This window comes from Halobellus ruber, from assembly GCF_014212355.1.
Lineage (GTDB): Archaea > Halobacteriota > Halobacteria > Halobacteriales > Haloferacaceae > Haloquadratum > Haloquadratum rubrum.
This window is the reverse complement of record NZ_JACKXD010000006.1, coordinates 104,413-120,252: the sequence shown is the minus strand read 5'-3', so window position 1 is coordinate 120,252 and position 15,840 is coordinate 104,413. Positions and strand designations below refer to the sequence as shown.

General features: G+C 70.9%; 16 protein-coding genes and 1 pseudogene. 4 read left to right on the top strand and 13 right to left on the bottom strand.

Translation table 11 applies throughout. From position 1 onward, the window contains the following. The first annotated feature begins 47 nt into the window (after positions 1-47). Positions 48-467, top strand: a complete 420-nt coding sequence (locus H5V44_RS15225; RefSeq protein WP_185193993.1) for a universal stress protein — start codon at positions 48-50, stop codon at positions 465-467. A gap of 3 nt (positions 468-470) precedes the next feature. On the opposite strand, the pseudogene H5V44_RS15220 reads toward H5V44_RS15225, so the two are convergent. Further along, positions 471-656: pseudogene (locus tag H5V44_RS15220) on the bottom strand (inorganic phosphate transporter); the annotation flags it as partial. A 342-nt stretch (positions 657-998) separates the two neighbouring features. Here H5V44_RS15220 and H5V44_RS15215 point away from each other — a divergent pair. Continuing rightward, positions 999-1,799 carry a BtpA/SgcQ family protein gene (locus H5V44_RS15215; protein ID WP_185193992.1) on the top strand — a complete coding sequence of 267 codons (801 nt, stop codon included), beginning with the start codon at positions 999-1,001 and terminating at the stop codon, positions 1,797-1,799. Here H5V44_RS15215 and H5V44_RS15210 read toward each other — a convergent pair. The 3 genes from H5V44_RS15210 to H5V44_RS15200 form a co-directional block, all read right to left on the bottom strand. Then, positions 1,793-2,710 carry a PfkB family carbohydrate kinase gene (locus H5V44_RS15210; protein ID WP_185193991.1) on the bottom strand — a complete coding sequence of 306 codons (918 nt, stop codon included), beginning with the start codon at positions 2,708-2,710 and terminating at the stop codon, positions 1,793-1,795. The genes H5V44_RS15215 and H5V44_RS15210 overlap by 7 nt on opposite strands. A 5-nt stretch (positions 2,711-2,715) precedes the next feature. Next, positions 2,716-3,867 (bottom strand): outer membrane protein assembly factor BamB family protein, encoded by a 1,152-nt coding sequence (locus tag H5V44_RS15205; protein WP_185193990.1) that lies wholly within the window; start codon positions 3,865-3,867, stop codon positions 2,716-2,718. Positions 3,868-3,990: 123 nt separating this feature from the next. Then, the gene (locus H5V44_RS15200; protein ID WP_185193989.1) at positions 3,991-4,905 is read right to left on the bottom strand and encodes an NmrA/HSCARG family protein; all 915 of its coding nucleotides are present in this window, start codon (positions 4,903-4,905) and stop codon (positions 3,991-3,993) included. 181 nt (positions 4,906-5,086) lie between these two features. Here H5V44_RS15200 and H5V44_RS15195 point away from each other — a divergent pair, with 181 nt between their 5' ends. Continuing rightward, positions 5,087-6,133, top strand: a complete 1,047-nt coding sequence (locus H5V44_RS15195) for a DNA-methyltransferase (protein WP_185193988.1) — start codon at positions 5,087-5,089, stop codon at positions 6,131-6,133. Positions 6,134-6,196: 63 nt separating this feature from the next. Continuing rightward, positions 6,197-7,369 (top strand): bifunctional phosphopantothenoylcysteine decarboxylase/phosphopantothenate--cysteine ligase CoaBC, encoded by a 1,173-nt coding sequence (coaBC, locus tag H5V44_RS15190; protein WP_185193987.1) that lies wholly within the window; start codon positions 6,197-6,199, stop codon positions 7,367-7,369. Between the two features lie 13 nt (positions 7,370-7,382). Here coaBC and H5V44_RS15185 read toward each other — a convergent pair whose 3' ends face one another. Genes H5V44_RS15185 through H5V44_RS15145 form a run of 9 tightly spaced genes read right to left on the bottom strand, consistent with a single transcriptional unit; the run spans position 7,383 to position 15,840 of the window. Next, positions 7,383-9,185 carry a Na(+)/H(+) antiporter subunit D gene (locus tag H5V44_RS15185; RefSeq protein WP_185193986.1) on the bottom strand — a complete coding sequence of 601 codons (1,803 nt, stop codon included), beginning with the start codon at positions 9,183-9,185 and terminating at the stop codon, positions 7,383-7,385. Then, entirely contained in the window at positions 9,185-11,104 is a 1,920-nt protein-coding gene (locus tag H5V44_RS15180; protein ID WP_185193985.1) for a cation:proton antiporter, read from the bottom strand. Before H5V44_RS15180 ends, H5V44_RS15185 begins: the two co-directional genes overlap by 1 nt. After that, positions 11,101-12,651, bottom strand: a complete 1,551-nt coding sequence (locus tag H5V44_RS15175) for a proton-conducting transporter transmembrane domain-containing protein (RefSeq protein WP_185193984.1) — start codon at positions 12,649-12,651, stop codon at positions 11,101-11,103. The genes H5V44_RS15180 and H5V44_RS15175 overlap by 4 nt, the downstream gene beginning before the upstream one ends. Then, complete coding sequence (locus tag H5V44_RS15170) at positions 12,644-13,003, bottom strand: cation:proton antiporter subunit C (RefSeq protein ID WP_185193983.1); 360 nt, start codon at positions 13,001-13,003, stop codon at positions 12,644-12,646. Before H5V44_RS15170 ends, H5V44_RS15175 begins: the two co-directional genes overlap by 8 nt. Beyond that, positions 13,000-13,485 (bottom strand): MnhB domain-containing protein, encoded by a 486-nt coding sequence (locus tag H5V44_RS15165; protein WP_185193982.1) that lies wholly within the window; start codon positions 13,483-13,485, stop codon positions 13,000-13,002. Before H5V44_RS15165 ends, H5V44_RS15170 begins: the two co-directional genes overlap by 4 nt. After that, a complete protein-coding gene (locus H5V44_RS15160) occupies positions 13,482-14,024 on the bottom strand; it encodes a DUF4040 domain-containing protein (RefSeq protein ID WP_185193981.1) in 543 nt (180 codons plus the stop codon). The genes H5V44_RS15165 and H5V44_RS15160 overlap by 4 nt, the downstream gene beginning before the upstream one ends. After that, positions 14,021-14,332, bottom strand: a complete 312-nt coding sequence (gene mnhG, locus H5V44_RS15155; RefSeq protein ID WP_185193980.1) for a monovalent cation/H(+) antiporter subunit G — start codon at positions 14,330-14,332, stop codon at positions 14,021-14,023. Before mnhG ends, H5V44_RS15160 begins: the two co-directional genes overlap by 4 nt. Next, positions 14,333-14,617, bottom strand: a complete 285-nt coding sequence (locus H5V44_RS15150) for a cation:proton antiporter (RefSeq protein WP_185193979.1) — start codon at positions 14,615-14,617, stop codon at positions 14,333-14,335. Further along, positions 14,617-15,840 carry a monovalent cation/H+ antiporter subunit E gene (locus tag H5V44_RS15145; RefSeq protein WP_185193978.1) on the bottom strand — a complete coding sequence of 408 codons (1,224 nt, stop codon included), beginning with the start codon at positions 15,838-15,840 and terminating at the stop codon, positions 14,617-14,619. The genes H5V44_RS15150 and H5V44_RS15145 overlap by 1 nt, the downstream gene beginning before the upstream one ends.

Genomic DNA, 15,840 nt, shown 5'->3' with positions numbered 1-15,840 from the left:
GTGAACACAGCCGCTGGGGGTTTGTACCCACACGCCGCAGGGACGGTATGACACCGTCACACGTGTTGGTCCCGCTCGACGGCTCCCCGTTGGCTGAGGAGGCGTTCCGGCGGGCGCTTGCGCTCTTCGAGTGCCGGGTGACGGTCCTGAACGTGGTGACGCCGGTGGACGCGACGATGAGCGAGGGCGGGATCCTCGACCCCGACGAGGATCGCCGCGAGAGCGCCCGCGGCCGGGCCGATCGCATCGTCGACCGGGCGCGCACGCAGGCCTCCGCAGTCGACCGCACGGTCGAAACAGCGGTCGCGACGGGCGACCCGGCCGAGGAGATCCTCGGGTACGTCGATGATCACGTCGTGATGGGCGGCCACGGCGGCGAGCGGAGCGACATCGCCCGCCGGGTGCTGGGGACCGTCGCCACCAGCGTCGTCGGCGAGGCGTCCGTGACCGTCACCGTCGTCCGATAGGGATCAGCCGCCGAGGATCGCGTCGGAGGTCCTGTAGGGCCCGAACCCGATCAGCGCGGAGGTGACGAGGGTGACGATCCAGAACCCGAGCGTGACGCCGATCTTCCGGCGGGAGACGCCCGCCGAACCGCCCGCGAGGCCGCCGCCGATGTCTGGTCCGGTTTCGGCGCAGTTCCGCCAGTTCGTCGGCCACCTGATTCCCCCGCCTTCGAGACCCGCAGAGACGAGCTGTCGGATCCCCTCGGCGTCGGTGTAGCCGTGCTCGTCGCAGTACTCCTGGACGGCTTCGTACTCCGACGCGTCGAGACTGGTGGAAATCCGGTTCCGTGACATCAGCCCGGACACCTTCGCATCGCCGGCCGGCCGGGATAGTTATGCGGCGGTTACGCACGACGTCCCCGGGCGTCGTCGCTCCCGGCAGCGAGGACGTCGGGACCGGCGACACACGGAAGGATTGTTAGGCGTCGCTCCGGACCGACACGGTATGACGGACGAAAGTTCCGCGCGAACGTACGGCACGGGAGCGCGCCGATGACGCTCGGACTCGGGAGCGACCGCCCGGTCGTCGGGATGGTCCACCTCGACGCGCTCCCCGGCGCCCCCGACTTCGACGGCGACAGGACGGCGGTCCGGGAGGCGATGCGACGGGACGCCCGGCGGCTCTCGGCCGGCGGCGTCGACGCCGTGATGGTCGAGAACTTCGGGGACGCGCCGTTCTACGCCGACAGCGTCCCAGCCCACACCGTGGCCGAGATGTCCGCGTTGGTCGCCGACCTGCGGGACGCGGTCGACATCCCGGTGGGCGTCAACGTGCTTCGCAACGACGCCGAGGCGGCGGTGTCGATCGCCGCCGCGACCGGCGCGTCGTTCGTCCGGGTGAACGTCCACACCGGCGTCCGCGCGACCGACCAAGGGCTCGTCACGGGCCGGGCCGCCGAGACCGTCCGGCTCCGGGAGCGGCTCGACGCCGACGTGGCCATCCTGGCCGACGTCGACGTGAAACACGCCGCGCCGATCGCGGAGCGGCCGCTGGGCGAGGAGGTGGCGGACTTGATCGAGCGGGGGAAAGCCGACGGGATCGTCGCAAGCGGCGCCAGCACCGGCCGGGAGACCGACCGCGAGCACCTCGAAGCGGTCGTCGGCGCTCGCGACCGCCTCGCCCCCGGCACGCCCGTGTTCGTCGGCAGCGGCACCACTCGCGGGACGGTCGCGGACCTGCTTCAGGTCGCCGAGGGCGCCATCGTCGGCAGCGACCTGAAGCAGGGCGGCGAGACGACCGCGCCCGTCGACGAGGAACGGGTCCGCGAGCTGGTGGCCGCCGCGAGTCACTGATCAGGGAGGTCCGACGGCGTCGCGAGCGTTCCCCGCGGGCCGGCTGCGGTGCAGTTCTGCGCAGCCGCGCTTGCGGCGATTCGGCCGGCCGCCCGCGGTCCGGCGTCGCCCAGCACCCACGCGTGGATCAGCGCCGCGGTGAACTGATCGCCCGCGCCCGTGGTGTCGACCGGGTCGCACTCCCGGGCGGGGACGTGAACCGGTTCGGTCGTCCCGTCGGCCAAGTGGGCGCCCGCGTCGCCGGCAGTGACCGCCACCCGCTTGGCCCCAGCGTCGCACAGCGTCCTGGCGGCCGCAGCCGGCTCCGCTCCCAGGTACGACCGGGCCGCGACCTCGTTTGTCACGAACAGATCCGCACTGGCAGCGAGTTCGTCGATCGTCCCCAGTGTCGTCCCGCGGCCTTCGAGCTCCGAGAGCGGACCGGAGAGATCGAAGACCAGCCTGTCGATGCCGCTCGTCCGCCGGAGTTCGGCGAGTTCGCTCACCACCCGGTCGGGGGCGTAAGCGCTCGTGAAGACGGCGTCGGCGGCGCGGAGCCGCTCGCGGTCGGAGTCCCGGAGCCGCAGGTTCGGCACGCTGTCGCCGCCGGCGACGATCATCCGGCCGCCCTCCGGCCCTCGGAGGACCAGCGTGTACGACGAGGCCCCCTCGCCGCGGTGGATGGCGTCGGCGTCGACACCCCGGCCCCTGACCGAGCCGATGATCGCGTCGGCCGCATCGTCGTCACCGACCCGCGAGACGACCGCCGCGTCGTGTTCGAGCGCCGCGAGGCCGCAGGCCACGTTGGCGGCGACGCCGCCGCCGCGCTGCGTCCGGTCGGTAACGAACGCGCCGCCGTCGGGTTCCGGGAGGTTCGACAGGACGTAGACGCGATCCAGTACAGCGCTGCCGACAGTGACGACCGACGCCACCGGAATCAACCCTCCGCGAGGGCGTAGACCGTGCCGTCGGTGCTCCCGACGTAGACTGTCCCGCCGGCCACCGCCGGCGACGAGAACACCGCGCCGCCGGTCTCGTAGGTCCACCGCTCGTCGCCGCCATCCGCGTCGACCGCGTACACGCTCCCGGCGAGGCTGCCGACGTAGACGGTACTGTCGACGACCGCAGGCGACGAGAACACGGGGTCGGCAACGTCGAACGACCACCGTTCCGCGCCCGCGCTCGCGTCGAACGCGTAGAGGCTCCCGTCGTCGCTGCCGACGTAGACCGTCCCGTTAGCCGCTGCGGGCGATGAGAACACCGCGCCGCCGGTCCGGTACCGCCACCCCTTGTCGCCGCTCGCCGCCCCGACCGTGGACAGCCGGCCGGCGTTGTCGCCGATGTAGAACGTTCCGTCGACCACCGCCGGCGACGATATCCGGCGGGTCAGCGTACCCACCGTCCAGCGGGACGTCCCGTCGGCGGTATCGAGCGCGTAGAGGCCCCCGCCGGTACTGCCGAGGTAGACCGTCGCGTCGACCACCGCCGGCGACGAGAACACCTCGCCGTTGGTCTCGAACGACCACCGGGGAGTGCCGTCGGTCACGTCGATCGCGTACAGCGCACCGTCCGTGCTCCCGACGTATGCCGTCCCATCGACCACCGCCGGCGACGACTGTACCGCGTCACCGGTTCCGAACGCCCACTGCCGTTCGCCGCTGACCGCGTCGATCGCGTACACTGCGTTGTCGTCGCTCCCGACGTAGACCGTGCCGTCTACGACCGCCGGCGACGAGAACACCTCGCCGTCGGTCCCGAAGGTCCACAGACGTTCGCCGTCGGCCGAATCGAGCGCGTAGACGTTCCCGTCCGTGCTCCCGACGTAGACCGTGCCGTCCACGACCGCCGGCGACGACCCCACTTCGGCGCCCGTCTCGAAGGTCCACCGCGCTGTGACGTCGCCGGCCGGTCCGGTTCCAGCCGGCGCGTGGCCGGCGTTTGCGACCCCGCCCCCGAACATCGGCCACGATTCGTCGCCGGCGCCGGACGCCGACGCCGCGTCGGCGTCCTCGCCGCTGTCGCGGAAGGGGCTAAGACAGCCCGTGGTCAGGCCGATCCCGGCCGCGGCGAGAGCGGTGCGTCGTCGCATCGAACACAGACAGGGACAGCAGCGCAAAATAGCTGGCGCTCACTCCGGCGAATTCGGGAGCCTCGGCGATCGACGTGGGAAACGACGAAGCCGACGGGGTCGCGCGAAAGCAGCCGACCGGAGTCACGCCATCGCCTTGACCCAGCCGGGGACGCTGTCCATCCCCTCCTTGTTCTCCCAGCCGGCCTCGCGGAAGTACTCCTCGAGGCCTGTGAACTCGAAGCCGAACCGCTCTTCGAGCGCCGGGATGTCCGCAGCGTAGCCGACCTCGTTGAACCACTCGCACATCACGGTGAACTCCTCGCCGAAGGTGTCGTAGGCGTCCTCGATCGGGACGTGGACCGCCTCGACCTCCCGGCCGGTGACCGCGGTGAGGATCTCCGCGGTCTCTTCGAGGCTCCTCTCGTCGCCGGCGACGTCGATCGACTCGCCGACGTACTCCTCGGGGTCGGCCAGGGCGATCGCGGCGGCGTGGCCGAGGTCGTCGTTCGTGACCATCTGGAGGTCGACGCCCTCCGCAAGCGGGAGCGCCACCTGCCCGTCGTCGACGATGTCCTCGGCGAAGGCCTCGAAGTTCTCCATGAAGAAGACCGGCTTGAGGATCGTCCACGGGAGGTCCAGGTCGCGAATGTGCGCGTCGATCTCGCCCGCGGAGTCGAAGTGCGGGATGCCGGTGTCCTGGTCGTGGCTGCCCACGCCGGAGAGGACGAACTGGTCGACGCCGACCTCGCTTGCGACGTCGGCGACGTTCTTGCCCTGCCGGACCTGGGCGTCGTACCCCTGCGTCCAGAAGTTGGTCACCGCGAAGACGGCGTCCGCGTCGGCGACGGGCTCTCTGAGCGTCTCCGGGTCGTCGAGGTCGCCCTCGATTATCGTGACGCCGCGGGCTTCGAGCGCCCGGGCCGCGTCGCTGGTTGCGTCGCGGGTCAGCCCGCTGACCTCGAACGCCGCCTCGCTCGCGAGGAGGTGGTCGACGACCGCGCCGCCCTGGTTGCCCGTCGCTCCGACGACTAACACGCGTGTTGGTGAGTCTGTCATTTCGGGTTCGATCGAACAGACGGGTTTGACGGGTATGAGGCTTCGCGGACGGCAGTGTAATCGGCCGACACGGGTGTAACCGGGCGGCACCGGTGTCCGGCCTCGCACAGCCGTACAACTTCGAGTCCGTTCCGGGGCCCGTACGAAGCCACTAAGACCGGGGCTCGCCGATGGACGCACGATGGAGACCACCCACCGGGTCGCGATCGGCGACGCCCGCGAGCTCGACGGGATCGACGACGATTCCGTCGAACTCGTGGTGACGTCGCCGCCGTACCCGATGATCGAACTGTGGGACGACGTCTTCGGCGACCTCGACCCCGCGGTCGGGCCGGCGCTGGACGACGGCGACGGCCAGCGGGCGTTCGATCTGATGCACGGAGTCTTGGACGACGTCTGGGCGGAGGTCGAACGCGTCCTCGTCGACGGCGGGATCGCCTGCGTCAACGTCGGCGACGCGACCCGCACCGTCGACGGGAGCTTCCGGGTGTACCAGAACCACTCCCGGATCGTCGAGGCGTTCGCGGCGCTCGGCTTCGACCCCCTGCCCGAGATCCTCTGGCGGAAGCCGGGCAACGCCGCGACGAAGTTTATGGGCTCGGGGATGGTCCCGCCGAACGCGTACGTCACCCTGGAACACGAGTACGTCCTTGTCTTCCGGAACGGCGGCGGCACCCGGGCGTTCGAGCCGAACGCGGACCGGCGGTACGACGCGGCGTACTTCTGGGAGGAGCGGAACCGGTGGTTCTCCGACGTCTGGACCGACGTCGGCGGGCGAGTCCAGGCACTCGATCACGACGACCTCCGGGACCGCGCCGCCGCCTACCCCTTCGAGATCCCCTACCGGCTGGTGTGTATGTACAGCGTCTACGGCGACACCGTCCTCGACCCCTTCTGGGGGACCGGCACCACCTCGCTCGCGGCGCTGGTGGCCGCCCGCAACTCGATCGGCGTCGACCGCGACCCGGAGTTCGCCGAGGTCTTCGGCGAGCGGGTGGAGACGGCCCCCGGCCTGTCCCGCCGGGTGGTCGAGTCGCGGCTGGACGACCACCGGGCGTTCGTCGAGCGGAAACGGGAGGCGGGTGAGACCGTCGGCTACGCGGCCGACAACTACGATTTCCCGGTGGTCACGAGACAGGAGGTCCCGATCCAGCTGTACGCGATCGAGGATGTCGCCGCCACCGACGACGGCTACCGGGCGACGCATACCCCCGTCGGCCCGGAGTGAGTGTGGGGCCGGCGTCCCCCGAACCACGTGGAGTTTTGAACGCCCGCCTCCAACCGACGGTCGATGCTGGAGGGAGTCAACGTCGCGCTCGGGGTCTCGGGGAGCATCGCCGCCGTGACGGTGGTCGAACTCGCCCACGAGCTCCGGCGGCAGGGCGCGTCCGTCCGCGGCGTGATGACCGACTCCGCGCGGGGGATCATCCACCCGTGGGCCGTCGAGTTCGCCACCGAGACCGACGTCGTCACCGAGATCACGGGCCGCGTCGAACACGTCGAACTCTGCGGCCGAGAGGGGTGGGCGGACGTGCTGCTCGTCGCGCCCGCGACCGCAAACACCGTCGGCAAGATCGCGAGCGCCGTCGACGACACGCCCGTGACGACCTGCGCGACCACCGCCCTCGGCGCGGGCGTGCCGGTCGTGGTCGTGCCCGCAATGCACGAGCCGATGTACGATCACCCGGGCGTGCTCGACGCGATCGACCGAGTCGAGTCGTGGGGCGTGGAGTTCGTCGACCCCCGGATCGAGGAGGGGAAAGCGAAGATCGCGGGCGAGGCGGCGATCGTGACCGCGGTCGCGCGGGCGACGACCGAGCACACGCTGGCCGGAACCCACGTCGTCGTCACCGCCGGCGCGACCGCCGAGGCGATCGATCCGGTTCGGGTCCTCACCAACCGCGCCTCCGGGAAGACCGGCCGCGCGGTCGCCCGCGCCTGCCACGTTCGTGGTGCGGATGTCACGCTGATCCACGACGGCGGCGACGTCCACTACGCCGACGCCGTCTCCGTGGAGTCCGCCGCCGAGATGCGCGACGCCGTCCTGGCCGCAGTCGGCGGGGGAGACGACGCAAACGGGGCCGACGCCCTCGTGTCGGCGGCGGCGATCTCCGATTACACGGTCGAGGCCGCCCCCGGGAAGCTCCGCTCCGGGGAGCCCCGGCGTCTCGACCTCGAGCCGACGCCCAAACTGCTCGACGGCGTCCGCGAGGAGAACCCGGAGCTTCCGATCGTGGGGTTCAAAACCGAGACCTCCGGGGACGACGACGCGATGATCGACGCCGCCCGCGGCCTCCGGGACCGCGTCGACTGCGCGTTCGTCGTCGCCAACGACGCGTCGGTGATGGGCGACGACGACACGCGGACGCTGTTCGTCGATCGCGACGACGTCGTCGCGTTCTCGGGGTCGAAAACCGCACTCGGAAGCGAAGCGGCGGCGCGGCTCGCGGCGGAGTTGGACTGAGCGCGGGCGCGCCTCAGAGCAGGCCGACCAGCGTCGCCGCCAGCACGACGATCACGAGCAGCACGCTCGTGGCGATCCCGGCCCGGAGGCTGCCGTCCCGGAGCGACTCGTCGCCGCCGACGATCCCCGACAGCGGCCCGCGGATCGCGCCGTAGGGGTCCGACGCCGCCGCGAACGCACTGCGTGTGGCCGACACTGCGCCGTGGTCGACCGCGGCGAACAGGTCGGTCGCCCCGCGGACGACGCCGCGGACGCCGTAGAACGTGAGCGGTTCGAGCACGCGGTCGACGTCGACGCCCGGGCCGACCTTCGAGAGCGGCTTCTTGAGTATCGCAAATCCGACGACGCCCAGCGCCGCCAGCGCGAAGCCCTCCCCGAGGTGCCCCAGGGTGAAGGGGTGGGCGTCGGCGGTACTGCCGGGTAAAAGCGCGAACAGCGCGTCGGGGAACAGGCCGAGCACGACACACAGCCCCGCGACGCCCAGCATCGCGATCCGCTGGCCGGTGACCGACTGCTGGACCGACCAGGTGCCGGAGGACTCCTTCAGGAACGCGTAGTAGCCGAACTTGATGAACGACATGAACGTCCCCACGCCCGCCGCGAGCAGGATGTAGAAGATGCCGTCGAGGTGTTCCTTGTGCGCCGCCGCGGTGATCATCCCCTTGCTCACGAACCCGTTGAACCCGGGGAAGCCGCTGATCGACAGCGCCGCCACGGTAAAGGCGAACGCGGTCACCGGCAGCGCCCGCCCCAGGCCGCCGAGGTACTTCAGGTTCCCCTCGCCGGTCCGGGCCACCACGACGCCTGCGGTCATAAACAGAAGCGCCTTGTAGAGGATGTGGTTGAACACGTGGGCGAACGCGCCCGCCGTCGCCAGCGCGGTTCCGACACCGACGCCGGCGACCATATAGCCGACCTGCGATTGGATGTGATACGAGAGCAGCCGGCGCATATCGTTCTGGAGCAGGGCGTAAACGACGCCGACCAGCGCCATCGCCGCGCCCATGTACGCGATCGCGAGGTTGCCGTCGGGGAACGCCCGCGCGAGGCCGTAGACGCCGGTTTTGGTGGTGTACACCGACAGGAACACGCTCGCGGCGACGTGGGGCCGGGGGTAGGTGTCGGGCAGCCAGGTGTGAAGCCCGACGAAGCCGACGTTGACGCCGATGCCGACGGCGGCGATTGCGGCCGGGGCGCCCGCGGTGATGCCGTCGGCGGCGGAGAAGAGGAACGACCCGACCGCGACGTAGTGCCACACGACCGCGATCATCAGCAGGCTGCCGCCGACGCCGTGGTAGATCGCGTACCGGAAGCCCGCCCGGACCGCCTCGCCGCCGTAGTCCCACACCAGAAGCGTCGAGGTGACGGCCATCAGCTCCCAGAAGAAGAGCAACGTGAGCCAGTCACCGGCGAACACCGCCCCGAGGCTGGTGCCGACGTAGCCCAGGGCGAAGGCGGTCTGGCGGCTCCGCGCATTCGAGGAGTACGAGTACAGCACCGCAGCGGCGCCGATCAGCCCGAAGATCACCCCCATCACCCGGGAGAACGCGTCGACGTTGAACAGCACGGCGTCGAACCCGAGGAAGGAGACGGCGAGATAGGTGCCCGCGGGCATCAGCAGCGACCAGACGGCGACCAGGGCGGTGGCCCCGAACCCGAGCGCGTGGCCGACCCGCCGCGACAGGAACGGCGCCAGCAGCGCGGCCCCCAGCACGAAGAACGCCGGCGGCGCCACCGCGGGGATGTCCGCGGTCGGCAACGACACCGACGAGGCGAGGACGGTCGCCGGCCCGGTCCCGAAGGCAACGCCGGCCATCAGATCGCCACCCCCGTGACGTCGAGGACGACCCGCTGGATCACCGCGAGAAAGACCATCGCCCGCGGGGCGATCCCGAGCGCGACGGCGCCCGCGGCCGCGACGGTGATCGGCCCGAGCATAAACCACGTCGTCTCGGCGCCGAACCCGCGGGCCTCCCAACCGCCCGCCGGCGCGCCGCCGTGGTGATCGGCCTCGACGGCCTCGGTCGGCGACGACTCGTCGCTGTCGTCGGCTTCCCCGTCGCCGCCGACCCCCTCCTCACCCAGGTGGTCGCTCGGGTGCCTGTCGACCGCGTACTCGTCTTCGACTTTCGCCTCGAGTTCGACCCGGCTCTCGCCCTCGGAGGGGTCGACGTCCGGTTCGACCGTCCCCTCCGGCGAGGTGTCGATGAGGGCGCCGGGGTCGGCGTCGGGTTCAGTAGGTCGATCGCCGGCCGACCCGTCGCCGGACGGCTCCGACCCGACCGAGTCGATGAGATCGTCGTCCTCCGCGTCGCCGTCGTCGCCGTCGACCGGTTCCCCGCCGTCGGCGCGGACGCGCCGGCCGCCCGGCGGGAACTCGACGAGCGGCTTGGCGTCCGAATCCTCGGGCGTCTGGAAGAACGCCTGATAGACGATCGGCCAGAAGTAGCCGATGTTCAGCAGTCCCGAGAGGAACAACACCCCCGCAAACACGGCGGTCCCGGCGTCGATGCTACCGATCAGGAGGTACCACTTGCTCACGAACCCCGCGACGAGCGGCAGCCCCGCCATCCCGACGCTTGCGACCGCGAAGGCCGCCATCGTGACCGGCATCCGCCGGCCGATCCCGGCCATCTCGCTGATGTTGTCGGTGTGGGTCTCCACGTGGATCGCGCCCGCACAGAAGAACAGGGTGAGCTTCATGAACGCGTGCGCCGGGATGTGGAGCAGCCCCCCGGCGATCGCCGCGGGCGAGAGGATCCCCAACCCGAGCACGATGTAGGAGAGCTGGCTGATCGTGGAGTACGCCAGCCGACGTTTGAGGTTGTCCTGCCGGAGCGCGATGACGCTCGCGATCAGGATGGTGAGCGCCGCGACCGTCGCGAGCGGGAGGCCGACCCCGAGATCCGAGACCGTTTCGGGGCCGAACACGTCGAGGACGACCCTTGCGACCCCGAACACGCCGCTTTTGACGACCGCGACCGCATGAAGCAGCCCCGAGACCGGCGTGGGCGCAACCATCGCGTCCGGAAGCCACGAGTGAACCGGGATCAACGCGGCCTTCACGCCGAACCCGCCGGCGAGCAGCGCGAACGCCGCGCGGGCGACGACCGGGTCCGCCGACGCTAAGGCGGCGATCCCGCCGGGCGTGAACGCGACCGTGCCCGTCGTCCAGAACACCAGGACCGTCCCCGCGAGCACCGCGACGCCGCCGCCGAAGGTGTAGGTGAGGTACTTCCGGCCGGCCTGCCGGGCGGTCTCGCTTTCGTCGTGGGCGACAAGCGGGTACGTCGCGACCGTCAGCAGTTCGTAGAACACGTACAGCGAGACCAGGTTCGACGCGAAGGAGACCCCGAGCGCCGCGCCGACGCTCCCCGCAAACGCCGCGAAGTAGCGGGTCTGGGAGTGCTCGTCGAGCCCGCGCATATACCCGATGCTGTAGAAGCTGGTGACGAGCCACAGCAGGCTGGCCACGAGGGCGAAGATCATCCCCAGCGGGTCGGCACGCAGCGTGAGTTCGATCCCGGGGACGAGCGTCCCAAGGCGGGTGAGGTAGACATCGCCCGAAAGCGTCGCCGGCACGAGGCTCGCGACGGTTCCGAACGTCGCCAGGGCGGTGAGGATCGTGAACGCCTCGCGGACGTCGGGGTTGCGGCGCGATGCGACGATCGCCAGGACGCCGACGGCGGGGAGCAGTACCGCCGCCAGCGGCCTGAAAGAGAGGATTTCACTCATCGGAAGGACACCTCCACGACGGGCTCGAGAACGGAGATCAGATCGGTCGCGAACACCCCGAGCACGACCGCCCCGACCGCGGCGGCGACGACGACGATCCGGGCCGTCGTCGAGACGGTCGGGGGCGCGGCGGGTTCGTCGGCGTCACCGGCGGAGCCGCTCCCGTCGGCGGTCAACGCGGCGTCCGCGTCCGCTGCGGCCGCGGCGTCGGGGTGTTCCGCAACGGGGGGCGCCGGCGCGTCCCGGAAGTAGAGCCGTTCGAGCACCCGGGCGAAGTACGCCAGCGTCAGGAGGGTGCTCACGACCGCGACGCCCGCGACGATCCACCGGCCGGCCTCCACAGCGCCGAGGACGATGTGCCACTTGCCGGCGAACCCGACTGCGGGCGGCACCCCGACCAGGGCGAACGCAAGCACCGCAAAGGCCGCGCTCGCGATCGGCGCGCGGTCGGCCATCCCCGCGAGGTCGTCGACGGTACGTCCGCCGGCGACCGTCGCGAGCGCGCCGACCGCGACGAACAGCCCCGCCTTCATCACGCCGTGGCCGACGAGGTGGACCAAGCCGCCGAGGGTCGCGGTCTCGTTGACCACCGCGACGCCGGCGACCACGAGCCCGAACTGCGACACCGACGAGTACGCCAGCATCCGCTTGAGGTCGGACTGCAGTACCGCGAGTACGGACCCGACAACCACGCTGACCGACGCCAGGATCACGAGGGTATCGAGCGCGAACGGGACCGCGGCGTCGAACGCGGGGGTGAACACCGCGTAGGTCACCCGGAACAGCGCGTACGCCGACGCGGTCGAGACCAGCGCCGAGATGTACGCCGTGACGCTGTCGGGCGACTCCGCGTAGGCGTCCGGCTGCCAGGTGTGCAGCGGAAACAGCGCGGTCTTGACGCTCAGGCCGACCACGATCAGCGCGAACCCGGTCAGGACCGTCGGCGAGCCGTAGCCGACCTCCGGAAGCAACCCCGCGAGATCGGCCATGTTCAGCGAGCCCGTGGAGATGTAGAGGTAGCCCACACCCAGCAGGTACAGCGACGCCCCGATGGTGCCCACGAGCAGGTACTTCAGGCTGGCCAGCGCCGCGGCGGGCGACCGCCCGGTGGCGACCAGAGCGTAGGTCGCCAACCCCGTGATCTCCAGGAACACGTAGAGGTTGAACAGGTCGCCGGTCACCACGACCCCGGAGATCCCGGCGGTCAGGATGAGCAGTTCGCTGTAGAAGGTGTTCGATCGGGGCCCTGCGGCCCGGGCGTAGACCACGGTCGCAATCGTCACCACGGAGACGAGCACCACGAGCGTCGCCGAGACCCCGTCGGCGACGAGTTCGATGCCGAACGGCGGCGCGTACCCGCCGACCGCGTATGAGGTGCGGCCGGCAGCCAGGACCGTTCCGAGGACGCTGACGGAGAGCCCGAGGTGGGCGAGCGCGGCCGCGACGGCGGCGACCCACCCGGCGTTCGGCCGAACCTGCCCGACTGCGACCGGGCCGAGCGCGAACACGATCGGGACGACCACGAGCAGCGGGAGGGCGTCAGTCACGGGTCCGCACCTCCTCGATCGCGTCCTCGTCGAGCGTCCCGTAGGCCTCGTAGATCCGAACCACGAGCGCCAGCGCGACCGCGGTCAGGCTGACGCCGACGACGATGGCGGTGAGGATCAGCACGTGCGGCAGTGGGCTGGCGTATGGGCCGGGACTCCGACCGAGCAGCGGCGGCGCCGCGCCCTCGACGTACCCGCTGGTGACGAAAAACAGGAAGATCCCGACCTGGAAGACGTTCAGGCCGATGATCTTCTTCACGAGGTTTGGGCTCCCCGTGATGCCGTACAGTCCGATGCCGACCAGCACGACCACCGCGAGGTAGTTGTAGTGCGTCACGAGGAGGTCGATCACGCCTCCTCACCCCCCTCGGTGTCGGCGTCGACGCCGGTCGCCGGCTCGAAGTCGCCGCTTGCGAGGCTGAAGAACAGCCCGACTAAGACGCCGGAGACGACCGCGCCGATCCCGAGTTCCACGAGTTCGATCCCGTATTTCACGCCCGTGGCGTCGACGCCGTAGGCGACGTACTCGAGGAAGGCGCCGTCGAGCGCCACCGCACCCAGCCCGATGGCCGCGAACGTCGCACCGCCGGCCGCGATCGCGGTCCGGATCAGCGATCCCGCGAGCCACGCACGGGTCGACTCGATCCCGAACGCGAACGCGAGGAGCAACACCGCGGCGGCGACGAGCACGCCGCCCTGGAACCCGCCGCCCGCGGAGTCGGCGCCGTGGAACATCACGAACAGCCCGAAGGTGAAGACGAACGGCGCGACCGCCCGGACTGTGGTCATGATGATCGTGCTCTCGACGTACGTCCCCTCGTCGGCCCCGCTCATACGTACGCCTCCTGTCGGAGCACGAGAAGCACCGCGACCCCCGCCGCGATGACCACCGTCGCCTCGCCGAAGGTGTCGAACCCACGGTACGCCGCCAGCACGGCGGTCACGGCGTTCTTCACGCCGGTCTCGCTGTAGGCGTTGTCGAGGTAGTAGTCGGTGACCGGCGACGTCGCGACCGGGGCGTCGGCGGCGCCGACCGCCGGCAGCGACCCGACCGTCGTGAGCAGCAGCCCCACGAGGATCGCCACGACCGCGACAGACCGCCACTCGATCCGCTCGGACAGCCGGTCGCCGCCGGGGCGGACCGTCTTCGCGATGGTCACGAGGAAGAAGACGGTGGTGATGCCGGCGCCGACCGCGGCCTCGGTGAGGGCGACGTCGGGCGCCGCGAGCAGCACCCACGCCGCCGCGATCCCGAAGCTGAACGCCGCGAACGCGACGATGGCGTTGAGCACGTCCCGGAGGAGGATCGCCGCAGCGGCGCTCAGCGCCGAGAAGGTGAGCACCGCCGCGAGAACGAGGGTGTCGGAGGTCATTCCTCGCCCTCCGTGGTCCAGGGCGCGATGTCCTGGTCGTAGGCGGCCCGCGTGATCGCGTGGGCCGCCGTGGGGTTGGTCAGAAACAGGAACAGCCCCAGAAGCACCGTCTTGACGACGGCGAGGTCGGCCCCGAACACGAGGGCGACGCCGCCGAGCGTCAGGATGATCCCGAGGGTGTCGCTCTTCGATGTCGCGTGTGCCCGGGTGTAGAGGTCGGGAAGCCGGATGATGCCCACGACCGCGACGAGCCCGAAGAAGGTCCCGGCGGCGACGAGCGCCACGATCAGGATCTCGGTGATCGTCACTCAGATCACCCCGCCGCGTTCGACGGAGAACTTCGAGATCGCGATGCTCATAAGGAAGTTCAGGAGTCCGTAGACGATGGCGATGTCGAGGAAGCCGGGCTGGTCGAGCGCGGCGGCGAGCAGCGCGAGCACGACCACCGCGTTGGTCCCGATCCCGTTGACCGCGATGACGCGGTCCTGCATCGTCGGGCCGGCGACGATCCGGTAGACGAGCACGACCGCAAAGAGCACGAACGCCGCCGCGGCGCCCAGCAGTACCGTCTGGACGACCCCCGAGGCCGCCATCAGTCCACCTCCTCCCGGGCGTCGGGCGACGCGTCAGCCGACGGTGCCTCCGGGTCGGCGTCGGGTGTCGCCTCCTCCGGCCGTGCGTCGGCGGGGTCCTCCGTGGGTGTCTCGGGATCCGGCGCCGCCGTTTCGGGGGCCGCGCCGACGATGATGCTCTCGGCGTCCCCCGCGTCGTCGACGGCCGTGATGCTCCCGCGTTCGGCCGGGGTCGGAATCCGGGCGCCCGAGCGCCCGTAGAACACGAACCGAACCGCCCGCTCCAGCCCGCCGGCGGCGAGGTCCTCGCGGGAGTCGCCGGTCAGCGTGTGGATGTCGAGGCCGTCGCGGCCGACGTCGACCGTCAGGGTGCCGGGCGTGAGGGTGATGCTGTTCCCGAGCGTCGTCACGGGAAGCCCGCCCCAGACCGCCGCCCGGAACCGCTGCATCTCGGGGTCGATCGGGAGCGACGGGTGGAGGATGATGTACGCGATCGAGAGGTTGGCCTTGGTGATCTCCCAGACCAGATACGGGACGAAAAGCAGCATCCGGGCGATCCGGAGCCCGGTCCGGCGCGGTGACGGCGAGGTGACGAAGGTGATGCTCGAGAAGGCTGCGGCCGCGAGAAGCGCGGTCAGCGCCCCCGTTGCGAGGTTGAAGAGGCTGAGCGAGCCCGCGATCAGCAGGTAGAAGGCGTAGGTGGCGCCGAACGTCACGACCCCCTTCGAGAGGGTCACCCGGGAGACGAGCGGGACCCGGGCGGTCCGGCGCTCCACGGGCGCCTCCTCGACAGTGAGAACCGACCGCGCGAGCTCCCGCTCGAAGGGCAGGAGCATCGGGGCGTTCCCGCCGGGCTGGAACTCGGGGTCGACGACGACGCGGTCGAGGTTGAACTCCTCGGCGTACTCGACCATCACGTCGGCGTAGTCGCTGGGGCTGAACAGATACCGGTCGGCGCCGACGACGGCGGTCTCGATCGCCACGTCGGGCCCGTCACCGTCCTCGTCGTAGTCGAGATCCTCGCGCGCCCAGACGACGGCCCGGTCGAGGAGGTCGACGGCGGCGTCGTCGCTGAGGTCGCCGTCGGTGATCCGCCCGCGTGCGGGCGACACGAAGTGGACCGCCGCGGTCCCGTCGCCGGCTTCGGCGCCCGATCGGGCCTCTCGAACGGCGTACGCCACCGTGTTCCGGAACGTGGAGGATTCTCCGACAGGGACGAGGATCCGGGGACTCCCCGCGGCCAT